The 24,161-nt window shown below is 54.7% G+C and carries 22 protein-coding genes; 7 read left to right on the forward strand and 15 right to left on the reverse strand.

What is annotated here, in order from left to right; genetic code table 11:
* Positions 1-186 (forward strand): hypothetical protein (locus tag GOX61_RS22380; protein WP_217353904.1); only part of this gene is annotated, 186 nt, incomplete at its 5' end.
* 70 nt (positions 187-256) lie between these two features.
* On the opposite strand, the gene msrQ is transcribed toward GOX61_RS22380, so the two are convergent.
* Positions 257-871 (reverse strand): protein-methionine-sulfoxide reductase heme-binding subunit MsrQ, encoded by a 615-nt coding sequence (gene msrQ, locus GOX61_RS17040; RefSeq protein ID WP_170335656.1) that lies wholly within the window; start codon positions 869-871, stop codon positions 257-259.
* A 4-nt stretch (positions 872-875) separates the two neighbouring features.
* Positions 876-1,778 (reverse strand): protein-methionine-sulfoxide reductase catalytic subunit MsrP, encoded by a 903-nt coding sequence (gene msrP, locus GOX61_RS17045; RefSeq protein ID WP_170335658.1) that lies wholly within the window; start codon positions 1,776-1,778, stop codon positions 876-878.
* Between the two features lie 408 nt (positions 1,779-2,186).
* On the opposite strand from msrP, the gene GOX61_RS17050 reads away from it, so the two are divergent.
* Positions 2,187-3,209: a helix-turn-helix transcriptional regulator gene (locus GOX61_RS17050; protein ID WP_170335660.1), complete on the forward strand. Its 1,023-nt coding sequence runs from the start codon at positions 2,187-2,189 to the stop codon at positions 3,207-3,209.
* A gap of 138 nt (positions 3,210-3,347) precedes the next feature.
* Positions 3,348-6,398, forward strand: a complete 3,051-nt coding sequence (locus tag GOX61_RS22385; protein WP_217353905.1) for a hypothetical protein — start codon at positions 3,348-3,350, stop codon at positions 6,396-6,398.
* 111 nt (positions 6,399-6,509) lie between these two features.
* On the opposite strand, the gene GOX61_RS17060 is transcribed toward GOX61_RS22385, so the two are convergent.
* From GOX61_RS17060 to GOX61_RS17085, 6 genes are all read right to left on the reverse strand, one after another.
* Positions 6,510-7,310: an SAM-dependent methyltransferase gene (locus tag GOX61_RS17060; protein WP_170335662.1), complete on the reverse strand. Its 801-nt coding sequence runs from the start codon at positions 7,308-7,310 to the stop codon at positions 6,510-6,512.
* 21 nt (positions 7,311-7,331) lie between these two features.
* Positions 7,332-8,066: a TylF/MycF/NovP-related O-methyltransferase gene (locus GOX61_RS17065; protein WP_170335664.1), complete on the reverse strand. Its 735-nt coding sequence runs from the start codon at positions 8,064-8,066 to the stop codon at positions 7,332-7,334.
* A 79-nt stretch (positions 8,067-8,145) separates the two neighbouring features.
* The gene (locus GOX61_RS17070) at positions 8,146-9,177 is read right to left on the reverse strand and encodes a hypothetical protein (protein ID WP_170335666.1); all 1,032 of its coding nucleotides are present in this window, start codon (positions 9,175-9,177) and stop codon (positions 8,146-8,148) included.
* The gene (locus GOX61_RS17075; RefSeq protein WP_170335668.1) at positions 9,174-11,792 is read right to left on the reverse strand and encodes an FkbM family methyltransferase; all 2,619 of its coding nucleotides are present in this window, start codon (positions 11,790-11,792) and stop codon (positions 9,174-9,176) included. Before GOX61_RS17075 ends, GOX61_RS17070 begins: the two co-directional genes overlap by 4 nt.
* Positions 11,793-12,079: 287 nt before the next feature.
* Positions 12,080-12,616, reverse strand: coding sequence for an SRPBCC family protein (locus tag GOX61_RS17080; RefSeq protein ID WP_170335670.1), 537 nt, complete (start codon positions 12,614-12,616; stop codon positions 12,080-12,082).
* Between the two features lie 133 nt (positions 12,617-12,749).
* Positions 12,750-13,223 (reverse strand): phosphoribosyl-AMP cyclohydrolase, encoded by a 474-nt coding sequence (locus GOX61_RS17085; protein ID WP_170335672.1) that lies wholly within the window; start codon positions 13,221-13,223, stop codon positions 12,750-12,752.
* Between the two features lie 280 nt (positions 13,224-13,503).
* On the opposite strand from GOX61_RS17085, the gene GOX61_RS17090 reads away from it, so the two are divergent.
* The 3 genes from GOX61_RS17090 (at position 13,504) to GOX61_RS17100 (ending at position 16,073) form a co-directional block, all read left to right on the forward strand.
* Positions 13,504-13,893: a hypothetical protein gene (locus tag GOX61_RS17090; protein WP_170335674.1), complete on the forward strand. Its 390-nt coding sequence runs from the start codon at positions 13,504-13,506 to the stop codon at positions 13,891-13,893.
* A 63-nt stretch (positions 13,894-13,956) separates the two neighbouring features.
* Complete coding sequence (locus tag GOX61_RS17095) at positions 13,957-15,339, forward strand: leucyl aminopeptidase family protein (protein WP_170335676.1); 1,383 nt, start codon at positions 13,957-13,959, stop codon at positions 15,337-15,339.
* Positions 15,336-16,073 carry a C40 family peptidase gene (locus GOX61_RS17100; protein ID WP_170335678.1) on the forward strand — a complete coding sequence of 246 codons (738 nt, stop codon included), beginning with the start codon at positions 15,336-15,338 and terminating at the stop codon, positions 16,071-16,073. Before GOX61_RS17095 ends, GOX61_RS17100 begins: the two co-directional genes overlap by 4 nt.
* Here the strand turns inward: GOX61_RS17100 and GOX61_RS17105 are convergent.
* The 3 genes from GOX61_RS17105 to GOX61_RS17115 all read right to left on the reverse strand — a co-directional run bounded on the left by GOX61_RS17105 (position 16,070) and on the right by GOX61_RS17115 (position 18,556).
* Complete coding sequence (locus GOX61_RS17105; RefSeq protein WP_155144256.1) at positions 16,070-16,420, reverse strand: DUF2794 domain-containing protein; 351 nt, start codon at positions 16,418-16,420, stop codon at positions 16,070-16,072. The two genes, GOX61_RS17100 and GOX61_RS17105, sit on opposite strands and share 4 nt — an antisense overlap.
* 79 nt (positions 16,421-16,499) lie before the next feature.
* The gene (locus GOX61_RS17110; protein ID WP_170335679.1) at positions 16,500-18,164 is read right to left on the reverse strand and encodes an ABC transporter permease; all 1,665 of its coding nucleotides are present in this window, start codon (positions 18,162-18,164) and stop codon (positions 16,500-16,502) included.
* An 80-nt stretch (positions 18,165-18,244) separates the two neighbouring features.
* A complete protein-coding gene (locus tag GOX61_RS17115; RefSeq protein ID WP_155144252.1) occupies positions 18,245-18,556 on the reverse strand; it encodes a YciI family protein in 312 nt (103 codons plus the stop codon).
* Between the two features lie 85 nt (positions 18,557-18,641).
* On the opposite strand from GOX61_RS17115, the gene GOX61_RS17120 reads away from it, so the two are divergent.
* Positions 18,642-19,547 (forward strand): LysR family transcriptional regulator, encoded by a 906-nt coding sequence (locus tag GOX61_RS17120; RefSeq protein ID WP_170335681.1) that lies wholly within the window; start codon positions 18,642-18,644, stop codon positions 19,545-19,547.
* Here the strand turns inward: GOX61_RS17120 and GOX61_RS17125 are convergent.
* From GOX61_RS17125 to GOX61_RS17140, 4 genes are all read right to left on the reverse strand, one after another.
* On the reverse strand, positions 19,538-20,755 hold the full coding sequence (locus tag GOX61_RS17125; protein ID WP_155144250.1) for a phenylacetate--CoA ligase family protein: 1,218 nt from the start codon (positions 20,753-20,755) through the stop codon (positions 19,538-19,540). The genes GOX61_RS17120 and GOX61_RS17125 overlap by 10 nt on opposite strands.
* 19 nt (positions 20,756-20,774) lie before the next feature.
* The gene (locus GOX61_RS17130; protein ID WP_170335683.1) at positions 20,775-21,608 is read right to left on the reverse strand and encodes an ABC transporter ATP-binding protein; all 834 of its coding nucleotides are present in this window, start codon (positions 21,606-21,608) and stop codon (positions 20,775-20,777) included.
* A gap of 115 nt (positions 21,609-21,723) precedes the next feature.
* Positions 21,724-23,007, reverse strand: a complete 1,284-nt coding sequence (locus tag GOX61_RS17135; RefSeq protein ID WP_170335686.1) for an ABC transporter substrate-binding protein — start codon at positions 23,005-23,007, stop codon at positions 21,724-21,726.
* Positions 23,008-23,082: 75 nt separating this feature from the next.
* Positions 23,083-24,159: a branched-chain amino acid ABC transporter permease gene (locus GOX61_RS17140; protein WP_170335688.1), complete on the reverse strand. Its 1,077-nt coding sequence runs from the start codon at positions 24,157-24,159 to the stop codon at positions 23,083-23,085.
* Positions 24,160-24,161: the final 2 nt, after the last annotated feature.

A 24,161-nucleotide genomic window follows, 5' to 3' on the forward strand; every position in this document is an offset into this window, starting at 1 on the left:
CGTCAGGCCGTCTCTCCGACCCGTCAGCACCGCCTCAGCAGCGCCGGTGAAGGGGGTTCTAAGGATAACCAACAAAAGCCGCAAGTGGAAAATTCAAAGAACTTGAAAAAAACGGCATTTTCAAGAAAGTACGCTATTATTCAATTACTTAACCATTCAACTAACAGCCCAAAACCGCCAAATTGAGATGACAGGCCGCACGAATCCCACAACTGAACGCTATAATCACGGACTCACCAAAAGACTCACCCGCGAGTCAGGTGGAATCGACCTGACGGAATCGCATAAGCAGGTTCGAAATCGGCAGCCGCAATGCCAGCAGCCCCAAAATGACAAGCAGATAGATCAGCGGCTCGATCTGGAATCCCTTGGCCAGCATCACGTAATGCAACCCGCCAAGGATCGCCGCAAGATAGACCAGCCGATGCATCTTGCGCCAAGCTGGCCCCATCTTTCGCACAGACCAATTGTTTGAAGTAATCGCAAGCGGCAGCATGAGCAGGAACGCCGCCATGCCGACAGTGATATAAGGACGCTTAACGATATCCGCCCAAATCTGGCTGGGCACCTGAACATCCAGAACCAACCAGACCAGAAGATGCAGCGCGACATATGAGAATGTCAGAACACCGATCGCACGGCGAAACTTCATCAGGTTCAGGTCGAAATGGCGCCGCAAAGGCGAGATGGCCAGACCGAGGATCAAAAGCTGCAAGGCCAACTCGCCAAACTCGTGTTCCAATGCTTCGATGGGTTCGACCCCGAGACCGCCGGTGAACCCCAGATAGAACAACCAGGGTGCGGGCAGAGCGCCTAACAGATACACGGCCCATACGGGAATGCGGCGCAGCAATTGGTTCACGGTCTGCATCGCTTCAGTAGTTCTCCGCCAGATCCATACCCTCATAGAGGCCAGCGACCTCTTCTTCATATCCGTTGAACATCAGGGTAGGTTCGCGGCGTGCAAAGAGACCGCCGCCAATGCGACGTTCCGATGCCTGCGACCAGCGCGGATGATTCACGTTCGGGTTCACATTACTATAGAACCCATACTCACGCGGGTTGGACATGTTCCAGCTGGTCGGTGGTTGCGTATCCGTAAGAGTAATACGGACAATCGATTTAATCGATTTGAAACCGTATTTCCACGGCACCACCAGGCGCAGTGGTGCACCATTCTGGTTGGGGATTGTCTTACCATAGATGCCGGTGGCCATGATGGTCAGGGGATGCATCGCCTCGTCCAGACGCAGGCCTTCGCGATACGGCCATTCCAGAACAGGGAAACTGACACCCGGCATTTCATCGGGGCGATAGGCGGTTTCGAACGCCACATATTTTGCACCGTCCTGAACGCCCGCCATCGCGAGCAGATCGGACAGTTCAAACCCGTTCCACGGAATCACCATCGACCAGGCCTCGACACAGCGGAACCGATAGATCCTTTCTTCAATAGTCATTTCGGACAGGATGTCTTTGAAGTCATAGTCACCCGGCCGATCCACAAGACCGTCGATCTTGACGCTCCACGGCTCGGTGATCAGAGATCCTGCATATTTGGCAGGGTCATCCTTACCCGTCCCGAACTCATAGTAGTTATTGTATGTGGTGATCTCTTCCCATGTGTTCGGCTCCAGTGCTTCCTGAGCGCTTGATGGTCTGGCAACCGCCGCCAACCCGACACCCGCCAGCCCGGCCACAACTTGCCGCCGGTTCAGAAACGCCGCCCTCGGGGTGACGTCTGCATGTGTCAGTTTATTGGTCCAGCGATGCGCCATTTCAGTCTCCGTACTCTAATCACCTTGGTATCGAGGTAGTCAGCTATTAGCACAGAGCCAAGGCAACATGCGTCACGATTGGGAGAAGTGATTGTAACGAAACCAGAGTGCCGCCACAGATACAAATTCACTGAAGCGGATCGATTTTCATCCAGAGCAGGTCGGCCGAGGGTTGGAAATAACCCCTGAGGCCATCGTGGCCCAAAAAACCTTTCAGCAACAGGAGCGCCGCAGTCAGTATCTGCATAGCGCTGATATTAGAGAGAAAACTGTCGATATTCACTATCGTTCAGAATATTGATTGCCTAGCAGAAACAGAGAACGCGACCATTGCGCCTGACATGGTCGGGACGGTGAATATGACAGCTAAAATGATCCTGTTGCTTTGGCCAAAAAGCGAAATTCAACATGAACAAGCATAGCCCTCAGGATCAGGTGCCAAATCATCTACTGAGGTCGATCTTCGATCTGCCGGATGTTTCAGAACATAAAGACGACGCAATAGCGGCCGCCCAGCTTGATCCTGAATCATTGCGCGATGTCGGTTCGGCCATCCCCCGCGGTGCTGAAAACACTGTGCTGGAATTTCTGGCGACACATCTTGGCCGCCCCTTTGCCGGGGCCGAATTCGGAATAGCGCTTGATCCACGCAACAGTTCGCTGCTGACCTACATCCTGTTCAACTCAACGACATTGCATCACGCACTTCATCACATGCAGCGATTTATGCCTGTCTCACGTCCGCAGGCTCTGATCGACATCCGCGAAACGCAGGATCACGTGGATGTCGTTATTGATGGCATCGGAACGCATTTGATGCTGAACACCCATCTCATCGAGTTTTCATTGGGGACCTTGCTTGGGGCGTTGCGCGTTGCCACCGGGGTCGATCGTCTGGCCACTCAGGTTGGCATATCCGGTGCCCGGCTACACGGCGCAAAGGAACTGGCTGCTGTATATGGGTGTCACGTAAGTCTGGAAGAAGACGCAAACTATCTGCGATTCCCAAAGTCGGTGCTGGCGCTATCCATTCGAGATGCGGATGCACATCTGCTTAGACATCTTACCAGCTACGGAGAGGTGTTGCTCAGCCGGAATCCCCGGGCCGTATCCAGACTGACAGACAAGGTTGGGCGGCATGTGTTGCATGGGATGGCTTCCGGACGGCCATCAATGGCTGAAACCGCCACTGCGCTCGGACTGTCGGAACGCACATTGACACGCCGATTGCTGGAAGAAGGGACAAGTTTCAGGGAGATCGTGTCTGACGCTCAACTTAAGCTTGCACAAGCATTCCTAAGCGATCCCCACCTTTCATTGGCAGAGACCGCGCATCTTTGCGGCTTTTCAGACCAGAGCAGCTTTACACAAGCCTATCGAAGATGGACAGGCCGTACCCCGAAAGCAGACAGAATGTTGCTTATAAAATAACACGAATTTCGCGACTTATTGCCGATGGCGGAGATTCTAAAGGAATTGGCCACATTGGGACATGAATTTTGTGCTTCTCTTGTTACCTACGTCATCTCCACATGTGGATAATGCAATCATAGGTTGAGGTAGAATATCATGTCCAAAGGAACTTTCACCGATTTCCTCTCGGCGCTGCTGGCGTTTGAATCGGGTTGGGACCGCGAGAGGTACGAAACAGGTGTCATTCAGGACTGGCAGCTGAATGCCTGGGCTGGCGGCGAAGTGACAAAGTTCTTCCCCAATTACACCAGTTGGGGCGATTTGAGTGATTCCGAGTGGGAGTCGATGGCCTATCGCTCGCAAAACTCGTTGGGTTTTGTCGGTTTCCAGTTTGGCGAGGCGTTGCTGATCGATCTGGGTTACTATGACGACGACAAGTTTTACGGAAACGGGGAATCAACCAACAAATGGGATGGAACCTGGACCGGAAAAAACGGCGTCACCTCTCTCGAGGACTTTATGACGAAGGAGGCGCAGACCGTCGCCATTCAGGAAGCGTTCGGCTTCAACCTTCAGATCATTGAGGACGGGCTCAAGAACGCCGGCAAAAGCCTGGACGACTTTCTCGGCACAACGGCGACCTACACCAATGGCAATGGTGAAACCGTCACCGTTGAACTCACCCTCACAGGTATCATGGCCGCCGCTCATTTGCGGGGTGCCTACGGGACATTGAATCTGTTGCTTGGCGGTGCCGTATCCACGGACGAATACGGCACTTCGATCCTGCAATACATCGGGCAGTTTGGCGGATTTGAAAGCCCTTCGGTCAGCGACATGATCGCCTTTTTTGAAGATCGCAAAACCGGCGACGAAGGCCTTGGTACACCAGGTGATGATACAAGTGGCGGATCTGGCGGTGGCTCAGGCAATAACCCCGGTGGATCATCGGGCGGCACAGCTGATGTAGACAAGGACAGCGCTGATGTTGTGTTGACCTGGTCCTACGGATCCAACACTGAGATCACGGATTTCGATCCTGCAAATGGCACGATCTTTGTCGACTGGATTTCAGCCAATGATCTTGTCATTACAGAAGTGAATGGCTCGGTCGTGTTTTCAGTGCCATCAAATCAGCAAACTCTGACGCTGGTCGGGGTAACTCTGGACGAGCTTTCTGCGCGCAACTTCACCATACTGGACGGCACTGCAGCGCAGGAGATCCTGAGCCTGATCGGTGACGGTACGACCGCGCCAGACCCTGATCCAGCGCCCGATCCAGATCCGACGCCCGACCCCGATCCGACGCCTGATCCAGATCCAACACCTGATCCAAACCCAGAGCCCACACCAGATCCGGATCCGTCACCCACTGAGACCGGTGACGCATTCAACAACCCCGGTATCACAAAGCAGAATGCCGACGTGGTGGTCACATGGAACTATGGTCAGCAAACGGTCGTGACCGACTTCGATCCGGCGACTGATACCATCTTCATTGACTGGATCGGCGCAGATGCGTTCGAAATCTCGGAAGTGAATGGATCTGTCGTCATCAGAGTGCCATCAAACAACCAGACAATTACCCTGCAGGGCGTGACGCTGGCCGCGCTCGAGGCTTCGAACATTCATGCACTGGACTCCACAACCCGTGACGAGCTCGCAAATCTGATCTCTGGTGATGATGACAACGGTTCTGGTCACGGTGGCGGACATTCCGGTGGCGATGGGGGCGGTGATGGCCACACCCATATGCATGTGACCATCGGCTATGACAGCCCGGCGCGTGTGATCGATGGATTCAACCCCGATATGGGGGATGTCATCGAAATCAATGCCGATGTCGACGCCAGCGATTTCAGGATTTTCGAAGAATCCGGGGACGCACTGGGTCAGACCGTACGGATCAGCATCACTGTGGATGGGGTTACGACGCAAACGGTCCTGACCGGCATCAGCCTTGATGAACTGAAGATCGGGAACTTTTCAATCGACAATCAAGGCGTCCTGAACGAAATCTCCAGCGCGATTGGCCATGTTGCATCGACCCCCTCAATCGGTGGCTACACGCTTACTTATGACACAGACGGCTCAAACCCGGCTGAAGTCACTGGCAGCACCGATGCGGGTGGCCGGGTGTTCAAAGCAGATAGCAATGCCGATGACATCACCGGCTTTGATCCGGCTGCCGATCAGCTAGATTTTGGCGGCACTTCGGTGCATGGCATGATCCTGACAAAGTCTGAGGCAGGCGAGATTGTGATCGACAGCCCGTGGTCGGATGCTGCCCAGATCGTACAGGGTGTGACGTATCAGGATGTAGATATCAGCAGCTTTGGCGTCGTCGGAAACGAACATCTGCGCCAGGATCTTGGTGGCGTCGTTTCATGGGAGAAAGGCGTTGGACCGCGCGAAAGTGATACGGTCTACATCCGCAGTCATGAATACGGCCAGTCCGAGGTCATTGACAACTTTGATCCAACCTCCATGAAGATCAGCTTTCTTTACTTTGGCACACGCGAGCGCCTGAGCGTTGAAGATACCGACGCGGGGTTGGTGATCTCATCCCTGCCAAGTGGTCAGAGCTTTACCTTCACCGGTGTCACCAAAGCAGATCTGATCCCGGGTATGGTCGAATTCCACTTTGATCAGGTCATGGAGGATAATCTTGAGACCCCCTTTGGGTTTGATCAGAATGACGTGACCTTGGTCGATCGTACGGTTCTCTTGACTCCATCTGCCCCAAATGGCGCAACCACGGACGGATCGCAAACCCGCACCGGGGATATGACCGGCAGCATCTACGAAGATGAAGACGCTGTCCCAGACTCGGGTTCCGAGGACAGCTCAGGTGGTGGCTCAACCGGAACACCCGCCGTAGGAAATGTCGTTCTCGGCGCTGGTGCAGATACTGTGGATATCAATTGGAATTGGGGTACTCAGACCAGGATCAAAGGATTCGATCCTGACGAAGATAGCTTTGATTTCAACGCACTGACCGGCGATCAGATCGATATCCACGAGGTAGATGGAAATCTTGAGATCGAGGTGCTGGGCAATGGTGGCAACGTCACCACCTTGGTGGGCATTCAGGCCGAAGACCTGAACCTGTCCAATTTGGATGCTGAGGCAAACAGCCCTCTTCTAGAGGAAGATGGCGCCTTGCTGACCCAGCTAGTCGATCTCGGGTTTGACACTGTCGCCTGAAACGTCAGGCAGGGGCGGTTCGCCGCCCCTGCTCTCTCGATTACCTGGTCTGGAACCCCACGGGTTCAGGCGGCTCAATCAAATAGCTGTCGACACCCTGGCAAAGCCTTTTCAGCTGAGGGGCTTCTGAAACAGCGCAACAATTTGGTATGTTTTCAAAGCATCACGCTGATAGGCCCGCACCAATTCTTCCGGAGGCTCAAAATCTACCTGATCACGCTGTTCGCGGATCAGTTCAAATCCGGCTGCCTTAAAGCGGGTCAGCAAATCGTCAGCAGTGATCCTGTTCAGAGTATCGAACATGGCCAACAGCAACTTCTTGTGCTGATCGCTAAGGTCCGAGTTGTTCACATCATCATGTACATCGCTGGTCTGCGAGATGAGATGTTCCCATCTGTTGTAGCCGATTGCCCAAAGGTGGCTTCCCTCCGGCGCGAAATACAAAGGTGAAATCTGGACAAAGAAATGCCCGCCCGGCTTTAGCCTATTGTAGAGATCCTCAAGTATGGAGGGATAAATCCGGTTGTTTACATGCTCGAAGACAGACCAGCTAAAGATAAGGTCGAATGGGCCATCGTTCGGAGTTTCCCCGGGAGCGATCTCCTGAAAGGTCAGCCTGTCGGGCACTTCCACACCAAAATGCTTCTGCAAGAATGGAGCGCAGGCTTCTGCTTCATTGTTAATGTCGACTCCGTGAACCTCGGCATCGAACAACAACGCGGCTCCGGCGGCAGAGGTACCACTGCCGCACCCGAAATCCAGAATCTTTTTACCGGTAATCCCGCCCGCCTCGGTCATCCATTGATCGATAACCGTTGGAATGAACGAGAACTTCGCACGATCGTCCTCGGACGGAAGCTGTTCTGCAGCCTGTATGATCTGCGTCCTGAGATCCAAGGTTGATTCAACCATGAGAATACCCTTTCTTCGTTCTTATATTTTGATGCAGAGTCTGACCTGATCGTTCACCCGGTTCAGCATCGGCGCGCGAATTGTCGAGAAGTATTCGTCCGTCGCCTTGCGAGAGCCTGACCAGTGGCCATAATCGTCGATGATCAGGACCCCGCCCGGTGCCAGCCGCGGGTAAAGAACATCAAGTTCGAACCGAGTGGATTCGTACCAATCAGTGTCGAGGCGCAGGACCGAGATTTGCTCGGGCAATTGATCCTTCAATGTCTCCATCACATCACCTTTTACAAAACGCGCGTTTTGCGTTGAAAGGCCGGCTGCACCGAAGTTCTGCGAAACCTGGTCGAGCGACGCATAGCACCAGCCTGTTTCGTCGCCGAACGTCTCCATCAATGCCGAAGCGCTGTCACCATTGACATCCACATCTGCTTCGGTCGGAGCAGTCATTCCTTCGTAGGTATCGTAGAGCCAAAGATCGCGCGGTTTGCCAAGTGCCTCGAACGTCAAACCGGCAAGGATCGCACTGCCGCCCATCCATGTGCCGCATTCGACAAAGTCACCGGCAATTCCCGCCGAATGCACATATTTGCACGCATTGTAGAGCGCGAACATCGCGTCCTTACCCGTCATCGAGAAATCACGAGACTTGAGGAACAATTCCATAAACTGTTCGTCTTCATCGATATCCCGGATTGGATAATCTACAAGGTCCGCATCGTGTGTTTCGGAATATACAATCTTTCGAGGTGGAAGTGTCATCGGGGTACCATCACGTTGGGGAGAGGTGTTTAAGGGTTTAATCAGGTATCGTTGTATCCAACAGGAGCTTTGGACAAATTCACTGGCGCATCAGGTCGGTGTTTTTCTCCAACCAACGCTGATAGCCGTCTTTGAATGGATCAGGGTAGTTTGTCCTCAGTTCCTCGCTATCCCTGTACAGCTCCCGTGCCTTTTTGGGAATCTTCGTACCATCCTGGAAAACGCCGTAATACCACCAACCCGCTGGGATCGCAGGATCAGTAAAGCGTATGACCTCACGCTCATACCACGCCCAAAGTTCATAAACTTCAGAATTTCCCTCAGCGTACCTTTCGGTCATTGTGAAGCCAACAGGCCCAAGCTTGGTAAAATGATAGAAGCGCAGTGGCACGCCATTGATCAAAAGACCTCCCTCGGGGGAAACCGACATCGTCCTTTTGCTCAGGTTCCAGCTGGCAACATTGTATCCCGGATCCCGCAGAACCTTCACGTTATCGAAGTAACAGGGAATCAGGTTGCACCACTTCTGATCCACGAACACGCCGATATCCAGCCGGTCATAGCACCATGTATTGAGACGTTCAGTCCACCAATCCGCAAAGGCACGCGCTTCTTCATCATTGCGAACGGCCAGGAACCCAAGGTTATAGGTACCGTAATGCAACGACGTGATCTCGTTATCGCGCACAGCCATTTCTTCGGTGTCTGGTGTGGTTTGATGCGGGGTAAGAACGATCGACCAGTCATCCAGCAAATCGACAACAGGCTGCATTGTTGAGAACACGGCGATATCCGGGTCGAAATAGACGACCTTCTCAACCCCGGGCTGATCCATAATATGCTTGAGTGCTTGCCCTTTAACAGCGGTGCAGGCTTCTACGATGTCGTGGCGAAATAACCAGGGTTCGGTCGTTTCGCCATACAATTCATCAGCCGTTACCAGGCGATCGAAGTCTTCATGCTCGATAGAATACTCGAACCCCTTTGGGGGATGATCCGTCAGAACCGCCCAGATGACCCAATCCGGATGCTGGCGCCGTAGCGAACTGGCAAGAACACGTGCCCGATTAAGATAACTGAATGAAAAGCTTGTAAATGCATGAACTGTCATTTTGTGCTCATAATTTGAAGATGGGGTATCGCCATGTCGCTGTACTCGGATGACAACACCTCCTCGCGGCGGCGTTGGCGGGCCTTTTGAGCCAGCTTTTGGCAGGCATCACTTCTGACCCAGGCCAACAGGTCTTTGCTGCTGTCCAACACAACACCACGGCCAGTCGATTTGACCAGATGGGAAACGTTGCCAGATTGCCCCTGAGTCACAACATAAGCCGAACTTGTCAGAGCCTCGGCCGTCGTCAACGAAAATGTTTCCGGCCACAGCGCAAAGTGAATCACCAAGTCGATACCCGCTGCAGAAAGAGCCCGCGTCATTGCATCCGGGATCTCGTTGGCAGTCGCATCTACCTGGTGTTTAATAACGTCCAGATCTACATCGGACTTGCCAAAATAGTGGAATTCCAACCCTGGATTGCGGGCTTCGGTCTCAACCAATGTTTTGAAATCGTTCCATCCCTTGTGGGCCACCGGCGCACCCAGGAAAGCTATTTTCACTGCGCCCTGCGTCCCATCCCCAACTGTTGGCAAGGGTTGCGGTCGCGGCTCGCTTTTAAGAACAGTATGTGACTGAACAATCAGATCCTGCAATCTATAGCCACATGCCTTGACCCAAATGTCTGCTGCGACCTGCGATGGCGCCAGTGCGGTGACTTCGATACGTTCGAAAAAGTCCCGAAAACGTAGCATGTGGTCGGCACGCCCTTTGCCGTACATGCAAATCGTACATCCCTGCGTGTCGATGTCCGGGGCACTACAGTAGCTGAGGTTGTTTCGCATCAGTGTATAGCTTTGGCAGGCAGCAAAGAAATCATGCAGCCAAAAGTGTGCTTTTCCATCACTACTTGCCTCAACAAGTTGCGCGATCACTTCGGGTGAGTGGCCCTGCAGATGGTGGATGACAGAACTGAATTTCTGACCAGCCGCGACCCGGTCCGAGGTTGCTGCGATCAATTCATCATAACGTGCGACCCCGATACATTCGCCATTCAGGACCAAACGAAAGACCGAAGTCTCTGTTTCAGCATCGGGCAGCAATGCGTTACAGGTCCGGACAGGATGAATGTTCAGATAGTCCAGCCCGGCATCATTGGCGCGGTCCGCTTCAATTTGAATACAGATCTGAGTGCCACCAGTCACTTCGCGGTAATTGTCGTGACCTATGCCAAGAACAACCCGATCGCGACCCTCAGCCAGCTTGCTTGCAATTTTGGGCGCATCAAGCACAGGTTCGATGAGCTCGGGCAAGGGTGCCAGAAGCGGTTCGGAACTGGTCGAAGCAATCGCATTGATGACCTTTGCCCGGTGACCTGCGGACGGGGTCGGGAGCCCGGCGGCAGAAGAAGGGGCGCTGCTCAGTTGCCCTTGCAGCTCCGCCAGCTTTGCCAGCGCGTCCTGCGGCCAAACAGTCGATTTCACCAACTTCCTGGTGCCGCGACGATGCTTGGAACTTGTCCTGAAATACAATGCAAAAGGCAGCTTTCGGACGCGTTTGGCCAAGCGGGTCGTATACTCTCTTTCTTCTTTCCATTGCTCCAAAAATGGTGTCAGTTCCGAAGCTGTGGATTGAATTCTCGCCTGAAGCGCCGCCACTTGGTCAGAAGCTTCTTTCTTGTTGTCCAGATTTTCCTGCTCAAGGTCTCGCAGTTTTTGCTCAAGATCTCGGGTCTTTTGTTCAAACTCCAATTCCTGTCGAGCAGTGTCATATTGCGCCTTGGGAACCTCCAGGATGGCTGCTGCACGCTGGCTCACAAGCGTCGTGCGGCAATACTGCGGTTGCTGCAAAAGCAATAAAGCCAGATCATCCAGTGTTTTGATCTCGGGCAGGAGGTGCTTTTCAACGCGGTCTGAAAACGCCTCAAGCTTGTCTGCCGGCAGGAAAAGCAGGCCGCACTCGGTCCCGCCATAGAAGATATCTTCGCTCGAACCGTTGAAGTTGTCAGATTGAAACGCCGGCGTGTTCAGACCATAGCAAACATACCCTTGCTCGGACATGTACTGGTGTATCTGTGCTCCGCTGGATACGTCCAGCACTTCACAAAACACAACGGGCCGGTCCTTCGACAGTATTCTGGTTGCGCCTTTCAATGCGTCCAGCTCAGCGCCCTCAAGGTCAAGTTTAATAAATGAAACTTTCCCCTGCACCTCATCATCAAGGCGCACCATCGTAAGCGTACCACCTGTTTCGCAGGCTGTTACTCTGGTGCCGCCGGCATTATCCTCAAACGTTTCGACAACCTGCCCCGTGCCCGGTTGAGCACCCAGAGCCGTTGCCCTCACATCAATGTTGCGCACCGGAGAGGCATCTGCATTCAATTGCAAAATCTGACGGTTCTCAGAAAAAGGTTCAAAGCTGATGACTTTGCCGTCTGGACCAACGCTGTGCGAAAATGCGCGCGCATGCGTACCATAACATGCTCCACCATCGACGGCCGTATCTCCGTCACTCATGAAGTCGCAAAGAATATCCAGTTCCGATTGAGCCCATTCACCATACAGGCGCAGCGAGTCTGATATCGTGTCGACCCCGTTCGGAATATAGAATTGGCCGTAGCGCGTTTGGACCGACGAACTCGATTGTTCGGGGACTTCCCGTACGTGTTCCTGCATCGATGTCTCCTTGGCGTCGGCTGAAAAATTGCCCTCCCACTACCGTTTAACGAAACACACTTCAACACAAGTTGGTCTGCTCATTTCAGACTGTAGTTTTCATTGACCAGAATCTACGCGTGCGGATACGCAAAACTGCGCGATCTACCGCTCATTCCTTGTGAAACTGATTAAACTCACGCTGCGTACTTGAGTTGACTGGACGATAGGCTGACAAAACACATCCAAAGCGATGTCGTCTTTGGCTTCGACTTTAGCAGCCTACAAAAAAGAGACACCTCTTTCGATCACCCCTGCCCTTCGACAACAGTCTTCAGATTGGACAAACCACGCTCGTAGTCGGAACCAACCCACTCATCCATCATCATACCCATCCAGCGCATCATCGGGTTCATGCCCAGATCGGATTCGAAGCCCCATGTCACTTTGGTCTGATCGCCCTCAGGCTGCAGGGTAAAGGACGCAGCTGCAGTTCCCATGTCACCAAAATCAAGCGCGGTTTTGACGGTCTGGTTTTCGACGCTTTCAACGATCTCCTGCATTCCACTTCCCACCTGTGGATGTTCCGAACTCCAGGTCAGCGTGTTTCCCACACCTGCGTCCGGTCCGGTGTAGGCCAACTTGGTCTCGGGATCGCGCGACAACCAGGGCGACCATTTTTCGGTCTCCTGCATCGAATTTACATACGGAAATATCTTACTGGCAGGCGCATCAATCGTGATACTTCGGGACACTTCGGCCTTGTCGGGCAGCAGATACGACACGCCGACCAAAATCAGAATAAGAACAAGCAGAGTGACAATAATACGTTTAATGAATCGCATGACGCGCTCCTGATCCAAAAAGCTCTGCGCCGATCATAACAAAAAATGGCGCAAAATCAGAGACCTGATCCGCGCCATTCAAAAACCGTCAGATGCCCGCTTCAGGCCGCCCGTATTGGTTTCAATGTCAGAGTTACGGTTGATAGGGCAACGATGAGTGGTGCAGCACGATACGCAGCACACCATCGGAGTCTTTCTTGTACCCAAAGCTCTTGTCGACCTGAGTCACGTCGCCATTCTTGTCTGTAAGAATGACCTTACCCATCCACATGCCGACATCGCCTTCGACAAAGGAAGCAGAAGTCACGCTTTCCATCTCACGCCAGCCTTTGATTCCGAAACCGCCATCAAGCGGATACTCGTCGTCATGGCCTACAAAATAGGCAAGTGCGCCATGCTTGGTCGGACGAAAAGTCTGGTCACCAGAGGCCAGAGTTGGCTTAAACAGGACCGATCCCAGATTATATCCGTAGGCCGCGTCCAGAACACCTTCTGCAACAGGACGGGCCGCATCGATACCGCCTTCTTCAAAGGCTTTTGAAATGGCGATCAGCCCTTCGCCCCAGGCATTGCGGGCAGCAACCAGTTCATCAGTGGTTATCGGCATGTTCCTATCCCTTCCTGTCCGCCGTCAATCTCATGGTAATTGGCAGCAAGTGTATTTCAAAACAAGGGGTACAGCTTGAAAAGCTGCCCTTGGTTTCAAGCGTGGTAGCGCGCAACCATTTTGCTTCGCATGGTTCAAGCGCGCGCACCTATACCTGCGTTGTCTGGTTCTGTAGCCCGAATTCTCCAAAAATTCGAGATATTATCCAAAGCCAACGCAAGGTTTTGCAAAGATATTTTGTGACAGGTTCATACCACGCCGTGGGGGCGGAAAGATTGGGATGAATGTGGTGGATAAGATTATCACGATTGAACACAAGGAATCCGTACGGCTGGATTCGGATCGTTTGGCTGGGTTGTATCGTCAACTGGGTGATACCAATGCGGTGGACGTATTATGCCGAACCATCGAAGAGCTGGCTGTGCGTCTTTCAAATTGCGAACGCTTCTGGCGTCAAAGGGATTGGGCCGGATTGCGAAAATGCTCAAAATCGCTGGTGGCAATTTCCGAACAGGTCGGAATGACAGCACTCGCCCGGGTGGCCGGGGATGTGGCGCACAATGTGGATGCGGGGGATGCGGTTGCGACAGGTGCAACACTCAACCGCCTGATCCGTGTTGGCGAAGGATCGCTGACCGCTGTTTGGGATCAGCAGGATCTTTCGGTCTGACAGGGGTTGCGGGCGGATAATGGGCAGCTAGTCTGGGCGCAAATCCAAACAGTCGAGACAACCATGACTCTGTCCTTTGCTTCGCCCAACGAACCGGTCCTGCCCCTGCATGTCATCGCAAAAGACGATTTCGAGGACTGGCTGCAGGGTCAGCCTGCCCAGATTCAATCCTGGGTCACCACCAATGAATTTTCCGGTGCTCTGGGTCAGGTTTTGCTAATTCCGGCTGCGGATGGCGCACCAGAGTTTGCATTGGCTGGATATGGGACCAAAGCCAAACGTGTGCGCAAACGGTTTCCTCTGGCAGCGGCGGCAGAGGCTTTGCCAAAGGGAACCTACCGAATTGCATCGGGTGTTCCGGTCGAAGCACTGGCGATGGAGTGTTTTGGCTGGCTGATGACCGGTTATGCGTTTGATCGCTATGCCTCGCAATCTTCTGCAAGCGCGGCGCTGATTGCGCCCAATGAAATTGACGCCGCGCGTATCGAGGCAATGGCCAATGCCGAAGTGCTGACCCGTGATCTGGTCAACACCCCTGCCTCGGATATGGGGCCGGACCAGCTGCAAGCGTCTGCTCAGGCTCTGGCCAAAGAGTTTGGCGCTTCTTGCAAAGTGATTGTTGGAGACGCGTTGCTGGACTGGAACTTTCCGATGATCCACGCAGTGGGCCGCGCGGCAGAACAGGCACCACGCCTGATCGAGATGAACTGGGGATCTTCCGGACCTAAACTGACGCTTGTGGGCAAAGGCGTCTGTTTCGATACAGGTGGGCTGGATCTGAAACCTGCCGCCGCTATGGGCTTGATGAAAAAAGACATGGGCGGGGCCGCGAATGTGCTGGGGCTCGCCCGCATGATCATGGCGCTTAACTTACCGCTGCAACTGAGGGTGCTGATCCCAGCTGTTGAAAACTCGGTCGCAGGAAATGCGTTCCGCCCCGGGGATATCCTGACATCCCGAAGGGGCCTGACAGTTGAGATTAACAACACTGATGCCGAAGGGCGTCTGGTTTTGGCGGATGCTCTGACACTGGCAGATGAAGGAAGCCCGGATCTGGTGATCTCGATGGCGACGCTGACCGGTGCGGCGCGAGTTGCTGTTGGGGCCGACCTTGCACCATTTTACACGGATGATGATGGGGCCGCAGATGCACTGACTCGCGCCTCCCGGCATGTGGCTGACCCGGTATGGCGGATGCCGTTTCACGAACCATACGAGACCTTGATTGAACCCGGTATTGCCGATCTGGACAATGCCCCATCAGGCGGGTTCGCCGGATCGATTACCGCAGCCCTGTTCCTGCGTCGGTTTGCCGGTGACAGCCGGTACATGCATTTCGATATCTACTCGTGGCAGCGCAGCAAGGAACCCGGGCGCAGCAAGGGTGGTTTGGGTCAAGGCCCGCGCGCGCTGCTGACCGCATTGCCCGAGATGCTCGGCCTATGACAATGCAACGCGTGATCAGACCCGTTGTCGATCTTCTCTACGATCCGAATGGTCCAAGGGATCGGCAACTTCTGTATGGCGATACGGTGACGATCACCGAGACATCGGATCGTTGGAGCCGTGTTACCTCTGACAAAGATGATTACTCTGGCTGGATCGCCAGTGAGGTGTTGGGAACGCCGGAACCGGCCACGCATTACGTCAAAGCTCCGGCGACGCATGCCTATCTCAAAGCTGATATGAAAACTCCGGATCGGGCCTCATTGAGTTTCGGCAGCAAGGTACGGGCATTGTCCGAAACAGAACGTTTCGTGGAAACAGATCTTGGCTTCATTCCCAAGGTGCATCTTGCCTCTGACGGATCGCAGATGACCGATCCGGTCGCGGTGGCTGAGCTGTTTCTTGGCACCCCTTATCTTTGGGGTGGGAACAGTCGGTTTGGCGTAGATTGTTCAGGTTTGGTACAGGCTGGTCTGCTGGCCTGCGGCATTGCCTGTCCGGGCGACAGTGGTGATCAGGAACGTGCGCTAGGCGAAGATTTACCCGAAAGCACACCTGCAAAACGCGGAGATTTGTTGTTCTGGAAAGGCCACGTGGCGTGGGTTGCTGGGGAAAACCTGCTGCTTCACGCCAATGCGTATCACATGGCCGTAGCCTTTGAGCCCATGGATAAGGCCATTGCCCGGATCATTTCCCAAGGCGACGGGCCTGTTACTTCCCACAAAAGGCTTTAATCAAGGTCTACGGAACGGATCAGCTTGCGCTCCAGCACGCGCAGAACCGACCGCAAATCATGCCCGCGCTTGAGGATACGTCCATCCATCCCCACGACCGAATACATGCCCTGTTTCAGTCGCAGGCGCGGGTGCTTTTCCACGCGATAGATCGGGTGCTCGGCAGTGCGGCGAAAGATCGAAAAGACTGCCAGATCACGTAGGTTCGAGATACCGTAGTCTCGCCATTCTCCGGCGGCTACCATTCGGCCATATACGGATAGGATTAGGGACATTTCGCGTCTGTCGAACGCGACCGGCATCTGTGCCGGACTTGCAGAAAACCGGCTGGGAGGCTGCATGTTCATACTGTCAGCCTTGCCGGAAACCGCGCTTAAATCAAGCCTGTCACAAATTGGTGTGGCATTTTTGAAGCGCCTGCCCTTGTTACCTGCGTCCAACCTGACGGCAAATCAGGATGACCGGCAACAGACCAACGGCAAGAATAACCAGTGAGGGAACGGCAGCCCCTTCAAGCCTTTCATCCGACGCCAAACGGTAGGCCTGTACGGCCAGTGTATCAAAGTTGAAGGGCCGCATGATCAAGGTCGCGGGCAGTTCCTTCATCACGTCGACAAAGACAATCAGCAGTGCTGTCAGCAATGATGGTGTGAGGATTGGCAGGTGAATCCTTCGCAGCGTTCCCAAGGGTGATTGCCCCAAAGAGCGCGCCGCCGCATCCATGTTTGCATGCACAGTGCTCTGACCACCTTCGTACGCGCTGAGAGCTGCTGCCAGAAACCGCACCATATAGGCAGCCACAAGCAGCCAGATTGAACCAGTGACCAACAAACCGGTCGAGATATCGAACGTGGCCCGCATCCAGGCATCGAGCGCATTGTCGAAGCTCGCGAATGGCACCATTAATCCAACAGCGATCACACCGCCGGGTACAGCGTATCCCAATCGGGCGATGTAAGCCGCTGCGGATGACCCTTTTCCTGGCCTGAGTCGTTGAAAGAAACCAATGCAGATTGCGGCGCATACGGTGACCACTGCAGCCGTGCCCGCAAGGGTGAGTGAGTTTCTGATGAAGCCGAGATAGCGCTTTGACAGCAGATTCTGTTCGGATTCCAAACCCATTTCAATCAGAATAACTACTGGCAACAGAAACCCGAGCAATACCGGCATCACGCATAACACAAACGCGAATACGGCCTTCAATCCCTTCAGGTGCACTGCGGGTTGGGACGCGTGCTGCTTGCCGGTTTGATAGTACTTTGCTTTGCCACGCTGCATTCTCTCGGACACAGCCATGACCAGTGCAAAACCCAAAAGGCAAAGGGCAAGCTGTGCTGCAGCGGCGCGATCCGCCATCGAAAACCAGCTGGTATAGATACCGGTGGCAAAGGTCTGAACGCCGAAATATGACACGGTTCCGAAATCTGCGATGGTCTCCATCACCGCCAACAAAACACCACCTGCAATAGCCGGCCGTGCCATGGGCAGCGAGACGCGGCGGAACGCCTGCCACGGGTTGTTGCCCAGCGCTCGCGCAGCCAAGAATGCTGTCGCGCTTTGCTGCAAAAAAGCGGCACGGGCCAACAGATAGACATAGGGGTAAAGGACGAGGATCAACATAACTGCCGCACCCTCGGTCGAGCGGATTTCAGGGAACCAATAGTCGCGCGGCCCCCAGCCCATAACTTGTCTAAGCGTGGTTTGAACAATGCCCGGATGATCGAGAATGAACGTATAGGCGTAGGCAAGCACGTACGCGGGAAAGGCCAGAGGCAATACCAGTGCAATTTCCAGAAAGCGAACACCGGGAAAACGTGTCATCGTCACCAGCCACGCCGCGCCAACACCGATGGCAAATGTGCCTGCCGCAACCAGCACAACAAGAATTACCGTCGTCAGCGCATAGCGGGGCATAACTGTTGCCAACAAATGCGAGACGGTGTCGGTACCACCCGTCACCGCCGCAAGCACGACGGCAACCATCGGCAACAGGCACGCGGCTGCAACCAGATAGGCAAGCGCGCCCAACAACCGGGTACCCCGAGCGCCGCGATTGCGCGATCCGTTTTCTGAATAATCGATCTGGGCCATGCTTCCGGTTCACTTTGGCGCAAGCGCCTTGCTCAGCCTTATTCGACCAATTTCGTCAGAATTTCCAGCGCCAATACGTCTCAGGAACCATCTTGAGTCCTGAGTTGCCCAGGATTGGCAAAGACGACATTCCAGCGCAAAACTTGATGGGACAGTCGTAAACCGGTGGGCCAGAACGGATCTTCACGGATCATCCGCTCTACTTCATTCGGATTGGCTTCATTGACCAGCCACAATCCTCCGGCACTTTCTCCGGCAGTTTTGAAGAGTGGCCCGGCGCCTGCAATCCGATCCCGGTTGGCCTGCAGGAAATCCAGATGGCTGGCCATGTGTGTCTGACGAAGGCCCGGATCCGCTGAGGGATTATCCTTGAACAGGATGATATGTGTCATGCTCTTTCTCCAGTGTAGACGTACACAGTCTGCACCCGCTGTTCTGCCGGTTGAATGCACATGACTGCCAATCTATCCTGCAAAAATGCAGGATATGAACTGGGATGATCTTCGCTATCTGATCGCACTCTATCGTCAGGGCAGTTTTGCCGCCGCCTCACGCGAACTAGGTCAGGATGAAACCACGATCGCGCGGAGGATTCGCAGGCTGGAAGCATCTCTGTCCACACATCTCTTGCTCCGTGACAATACCGGGCGACAACGCCTGACGGAATTAGGTCAAAAACTGGTAACGCACGCGCTGCGCATGGAAACCGAAACCCGCCAAATGACTGAGATCCTTGGCGCCGATCGCGACATGATTACAGGAACTGTGCGCCTTACAGCAGTGCCCGTTGTCACTGATCGAATACTTACGCAGGCCTTTGTCGGGTTCCAGAACATTCACCCTGCAATCACCATTGAGCTAATCCCCGAGAGCCGAAATCTGAGTCTGACCACTCGTGAGGCGGATCTGGCGCTACGTCTGGGGCCGCCAAAAACCGGAGGATCAGATATCCTGGCGCAACGGATCGGCTGGCTGGAATTCGGATTGTACCAAAGCGCTGCCAAGTCACTCCAAACCGACGCTCAGAGCAGATGGATTATGTATGAGCCGTCTCATGCACATCTCGAGCAAGCGAACTGGATGCTTGGACAGTCCGACCTCAAGTCAGCCTCGGGTCTGAAGGTGGCGGATCTGAATACTGCAATCGAAGCTGTTGCAAATGGGTTGGGTCAAAGCCTGTTACCGATTGCCGCCTGTAAAACCGATGTCCGATTGCGAAGAATCAAGGCAGCGGGCGGTCAGGACTTGCCCAAGCGCCCGGTCTGGTTGCTGTCTCACAAACATCAATCACATTTGCACGCCATCCAAGCGGTGAAACACTGGCTGTCGCAACTTGACTGGGGCGGACTTTCTCCGCCCCCAGACATAGCCAATCATTCGTAGACGCGCTGATCCTCGATCACCAAACCGTCCTTTGGCAGTGTTCCGGGTTCCACGACCTCGATCGCGCCTTTGAGTTTCAGCACTTCGACCACTGATTTGGCGTATACCATATCGTCGCCGCCCGCGCTTTCGATCTGAACGGTCATCGTATCCATTTCGCCCTGACGCGCGGCAATGACGCGAGCCTTGACGATCTCGTCATGCTTGTCGACCAGCGCGGCTACCTGCTCAGGACGAACAAACATACCTTTGATCTTGGTGGTCTGATCGGCGCGCCCCATCCAACCTTTGATCCGAATATTGGTTCGACCGCAGGGTGACACACCCGGCATGATGGCGGACAGATCGCCGGTGGCGAAACGGATCAGCGGATAGTCGGGATTCAGGGAGGTCACCACAACCTCACCCACCTCACCTTCCGCCACCGGCGTCCCGGTGCCCGGAGTGACGATCTCAACGATCACATGTTCGTCGATGATCATCCCCTCCATCGCGGCGCTTTCATAAGCGATGTTGCCCAGATCAGCGGTCGCGTAGCATTGAAGACAGGAGATTCCCCTTTCGGCATAGTCCTGTCGCAGACTGGGGAACAGCGCCCCGCCGCCCACGATTGCCTTTGAAAAGCTGAGCGTTACGCCCATCTCGTCGGCTTTATCCAGAATTACCTTCAGATAATCTGGCGTACCCGCATAAGCGGTGCAGCCAATATCACGGGCAGCCGTGACCTGCAGTTCAGTCTGTCCGGTTCCGGCGGGCAGAACGGCGGCTCCCACCGCTCGCGCGCCGTTTTCAAAGATCATGCCAGCTGGTGTCAGGTGATATCCAAAGCAGTTCTGCACGATATCGCCCGGCCCCACGCCTGCCGCATGAACAAACCGTCCCATCCGCCACCAGTCGTGATCCGTACTGCCTGGCTCATAGATCGGACCCGGGGATTGAAACACATGGTGGAAATGCCGCGCTGGCTTCACGGTAAAGCCACCAAACGGTGGGCGCGTTGCCTGCGCTTTGGTCAGATCGGACTTCCGCAATACAGGCAATTTCGGCAGATCGGCCACCGAGGTGACTGCATCGGTATCCACCCCCGCAAAATGGGTTGCAAAGCCGGGTGCGGATTTCGCCCTTTCGATCTGAATGCGCAATGCCTGTGCCTGATCGGCAGCACGCTGATCTGCGGTTCGGGTTTCGAGTGCGTCGAAATAGGTCATCGCCAGATCCTCCATCCGCTCACAGCCACCTCTTGCGGCGGCGGTATGAACGCACGTCGCGGAAACTCTTACGCCCCTCTTCGGACATTCCCAGGTAGAATTCTTTCACGTCGGGGTTCTCGCGCAGCTCGGCGGCAGGGCCATCCATCACCACCCGGCCGGATTCCAGAATATAGCCGTAATGTGCGAACCTCAGAGCCACATTGGTGTTCTGTTCAGCCAGCAGGAAAGACACGCCTTCCTGTTCGTTCAGATCTTTCACAATGCCAAAGATCTCTTCGACCAACTGTGGCGCCAGACCCATCGAAGGCTCGTCCAGCAGGATCGTTTCGGGGCGCGACATCAATGCGCGACCCATCGCAACCATCTGCTGTTCACCACCCGAGGTGTAACCCGCCTGCGAGCGGCGACGCTCCCTAAGGCGCGGGAAGTAGTTGTAGACCAGCTCAAGATCCTGCTGGATCGCTGCTTTGCCATCCTTGCGGGTATAGGCACCGGTCAGCAGGTTTTCCTCGACCGTCAGGTGTTCGAAGCAATGACGACCCTCCATCACTTGAATGACACCCTTTTCCACCAGATCGGCCGGATCGCTTTCATGCACACTCTGACCGCGATACTTGATGGTGCCTTTGGTGACCTCGCCGCGCTCTGAATGAAGCAGGTTCGAGACCGCCTTGAGCGTAGTTGTCTTGCCAGCACCGTTGCCACCCAATAGCGCCGTGATACCGCCCTTGGGAACTGTCAGGCTGACGCCCTTGAGCACGAGGATGACGTGGTTGTAGATCACCTCGATATTGTTGACCTCAAGCAGGGTTTCCGCCTGCACGTCAGTGGTTTGTGCTGCATCCAGCATCAGCGCATGTCCTCGTGCCTGTCCCGGTATCCGGGCTGGTTAGGGGGGTGGAACGGCGGGCGGGCCGCCGCTCCGAAATATGGTGGTCCCGGATTGGCTCCGGGACGGACCTGTCTTATTCGCAGCGTGGTGATATGTTGTTCTCAGCCGCATACGCGCCCGAGTCTTCATCGATCAGCGTTGCGATCACTTCTGTGTCGGTCGGTTTAAAGTCCTGAACATTGTTCCAGGTCTTCGCCGATGCATCCCACTGCACAACGCCAACCAGGCCCGGGCCACCGTGGTTTTCGCAGGTCACGGTAAACTCGGGACCAAAGCCTGACATGCCCAACGCTTCCATCTTGGCATTGGTCATTTCCAGCGCTTCCATGCCATCACGCATCATCGCCGCATCGATATCGGCAGTGCCATGCATTTCCTGCGCGGTTTTCGCAGCTTCGGCAGCCAGCATCGCAGCATAAAGACCGCGGTTGTACTGAACTGTGCCCAGCTGATCACCCGCACCTGCGGCCTTGCCGGAGTCGACAACATATTTCTTCAGATCGTCATAGACCGGATAGTCGGCGCCCAGACCGGTAAAGGTCAGTGCCTTGTAGCCATTGGCCTTTTCACCAGCAGGTTCCACGTCAAATTCAGCACCGGACCACCAGACGCCAATGAAGTTCTCCATCGGGAATCGGATATTTGCCGCTTCTTGCACGGCGACCTGGTTCATGACGCCCCAGCCCCACATGACAACATAATCCGGCTTTTCACGACGGATCTGCAGCCATTGCGACTTCTGCTCCTGACCCGGGTGGTCAACCGGCAGCAGGGTCAGTTCGTAACCATGCTTTTCCGCCAGCGTTTCCAGCGTACGGATCGGTTCCTTGCCGTAAGCGGAGTTGTGATAGACCAGCGCGATTTTTTTGCCGCTCAGGTCACCATTGTTGACGTCCAGCAGGTGGTTGATCGCACCCGAGGCACCGTTCCAGTAGTTGGCCGGATAGTTGAATACGTTGCTGAACACCTTGCCGTTCGCAGCAGAGGTACGACCGTAACCCATGGTGTGCAGCGGAATTCCGTCTGCGGTCACTTTGGGGATCAGCTGATAGGTAATACCAGTCGAAAGCGGCTGATAAACCAGAGCACCTTCACCCTTGGTGGATTCATAGCACTCCACACCTTTTTCGGTGTTATAGCCGGTCTCACATTCAATCACCTTGGCAGCAACGCCGCCGATGCCGCCATCACGCTCGTTCAGCAGGGTGAAATAGTCAGCGTAGCCATCTGCGAACGGGATGCCACCCGCTGCGTAAGGCCCGGTCCGGTAGCTGAGCGATGGGAACACGAGGTCGGCCATTGCCGGCCCTGCTGCCATCAGGGCGCCCAGCGCCACGGTTGCCAGTTTCTTGTTCATCGGGTGTCTCCTCCCTTGATTGATCCGATGTTGGTTACGGGCTTTGCACCCTTTCTTTAGTTGGGCCCGCCCCGCTTAGTGGGGGAAAGGCCAGAGTCTGAGTTTCTCTTTGGCCACACGCCATAGCTGCGCCAGACCGTGTGGTTCGAGGATCAGGAACATGATGATCAGGGCCCCGACGATTACCAACTGCAGATGTGCGACGATATCTGTGGGCCAGCCCAGCACATCGACTCCCACGACCTTAAGAACCACGGGCAGCAGCACAAGGAAGGCCGCACCGGCAAAGGATCCGAAGATCGAGCCAAGACCGCCGATGATCACCATGAACAGCACCAGGAACGATTTCTGGATACCGAACACTTCGCCAACCTCGACCGCGCCCAGATAGACGGCAAAGAACAAAGCACCCGCGATACCTACAAAGAATGAACTGACGGCAAAGGCCGACAGTTTGGCCCTCAGCGGGTTCACCCCGATAATCTCGGCCGCAATGTCCATGTCGCGGATCGCCATCCAGGTACGCCCGGTGGTGCCACGGGTCATGTTGCGCGCGATGATGGCGCACAGCGTCAGGAAAATCAGGCAGAACAGATACGTCGCCCAGGCCGGAGCGTTCGGACCGGTAATGATGATACCGAACACGTCACGCTCGGGGGCGTTGATCTGGCCCGAGGCCGAGTAGTTGTAGAACCACGGCACGCGGTTGAAGAGCCAAACCAGAAAGAACTGCGCCGCCAGCGTTGCAACCGCCAGATAGAAGCCCTTGATGCGCAACGATGGCAGGCCAAACAGAACGCCGACAATCGCCGTGATGCCGCCCGCAAGCAGCACATGGATAAACATGCTGACATCCGGAAACGCAGTCATCAGCTTGTAGCAGGCATAGGCCCCCACAGCCATGAATCCGCCGGTACCCAGGCTGACCTGACCGCAATAACCAACCAGAATGTTCAGCCCGATTGCAGCGATGGCGTAGATCAGGAAGGGCAGCAGCAGAGCATTAGCCCAATAGTCGTTTATGATGAACGGAATGATCCCGAACGCCACTGCCAGCACAGCATAATAGCGATACCGGTCAAACTTGATCGGGAAAGTCTGGCTGTCGTCCCTGTAAGAGACTTTGAAATCTCCGGCCTCACGATAGAACATGT

The sequence above is a fragment of the Ruegeria arenilitoris genome (assembly GCF_013030265.1).
In the GTDB taxonomy this organism is placed as follows: Bacteria; Pseudomonadota; Alphaproteobacteria; order Rhodobacterales; family Rhodobacteraceae; genus Ruegeria; species Ruegeria arenilitoris_E.

Excerpts from the sequence above, each read along its gene's own strand:
- msrP (WP_170335658.1), bottom strand. The coding sequence starts at position 1,778 with ATGGCGCATCGCTGGACCAATAAACTGACACATGCAGACGTCACCCCG.
- GOX61_RS17085 (WP_170335672.1), bottom strand. The coding sequence starts at position 13,223 with ATGCCGATAACCACTGATGAACTGGTTGCTGCCCGCAATGCCTGGGGC.
- GOX61_RS17135 (WP_170335686.1), bottom strand. The coding sequence starts at position 23,007 with ATGAACAAGAAACTGGCAACCGTGGCGCTGGGCGCCCTGATGGCAGCA.
- msrQ (WP_170335656.1), bottom strand. The coding sequence starts at position 871 with ATGCAGACCGTGAACCAATTGCTGCGCCGCATTCCCGTATGGGCCGTG.
- GOX61_RS17060 (WP_170335662.1), bottom strand. The coding sequence starts at position 7,310 with ATGGTTGAATCAACCTTGGATCTCAGGACGCAGATCATACAGGCTGCA.
- GOX61_RS17070 (WP_170335666.1), bottom strand. The coding sequence starts at position 9,177 with ATGACAGTTCATGCATTTACAAGCTTTTCATTCAGTTATCTTAATCGG.
- GOX61_RS17130 (WP_170335683.1), bottom strand. The coding sequence starts at position 21,608 with ATGCTGGATGCAGCACAAACCACTGACGTGCAGGCGGAAACCCTGCTT.
- GOX61_RS17090 (WP_170335674.1), top strand. The coding sequence starts at position 13,504 with ATGAATGTGGTGGATAAGATTATCACGATTGAACACAAGGAATCCGTA.
- GOX61_RS17095 (WP_170335676.1), top strand. The coding sequence starts at position 13,957 with ATGACTCTGTCCTTTGCTTCGCCCAACGAACCGGTCCTGCCCCTGCAT.
- GOX61_RS17050 (WP_170335660.1), top strand. The coding sequence starts at position 2,187 with ATGAACAAGCATAGCCCTCAGGATCAGGTGCCAAATCATCTACTGAGG.
- GOX61_RS17065 (WP_170335664.1), bottom strand. The coding sequence starts at position 8,066 with ATGACACTTCCACCTCGAAAGATTGTATATTCCGAAACACACGATGCG.
- GOX61_RS17100 (WP_170335678.1), top strand. The coding sequence starts at position 15,336 with ATGACAATGCAACGCGTGATCAGACCCGTTGTCGATCTTCTCTACGAT.
- GOX61_RS17140 (WP_170335688.1), bottom strand. The coding sequence starts at position 24,159 with ATGTTCTATCGTGAGGCCGGAGATTTCAAAGTCTCTTACAGGGACGAC.
- GOX61_RS17110 (WP_170335679.1), bottom strand. The coding sequence starts at position 18,164 with ATGGCCCAGATCGATTATTCAGAAAACGGATCGCGCAATCGCGGCGCT.
- GOX61_RS17105 (WP_155144256.1), bottom strand. The coding sequence starts at position 16,420 with ATGAACATGCAGCCTCCCAGCCGGTTTTCTGCAAGTCCGGCACAGATG.
- GOX61_RS22385 (WP_217353905.1), top strand. The coding sequence starts at position 3,348 with ATGTCCAAAGGAACTTTCACCGATTTCCTCTCGGCGCTGCTGGCGTTT.
- GOX61_RS17080 (WP_170335670.1), bottom strand. The coding sequence starts at position 12,616 with ATGCGATTCATTAAACGTATTATTGTCACTCTGCTTGTTCTTATTCTG.
- GOX61_RS17125 (WP_155144250.1), bottom strand. The coding sequence starts at position 20,755 with ATGACCTATTTCGACGCACTCGAAACCCGAACCGCAGATCAGCGTGCT.
- GOX61_RS17120 (WP_170335681.1), top strand. The coding sequence starts at position 18,642 with ATGCAGGATATGAACTGGGATGATCTTCGCTATCTGATCGCACTCTAT.
- GOX61_RS17115 (WP_155144252.1), bottom strand. The coding sequence starts at position 18,556 with ATGACACATATCATCCTGTTCAAGGATAATCCCTCAGCGGATCCGGGC.
- GOX61_RS17075 (WP_170335668.1), bottom strand. The coding sequence starts at position 11,792 with ATGCAGGAACACGTACGGGAAGTCCCCGAACAATCGAGTTCGTCGGTC.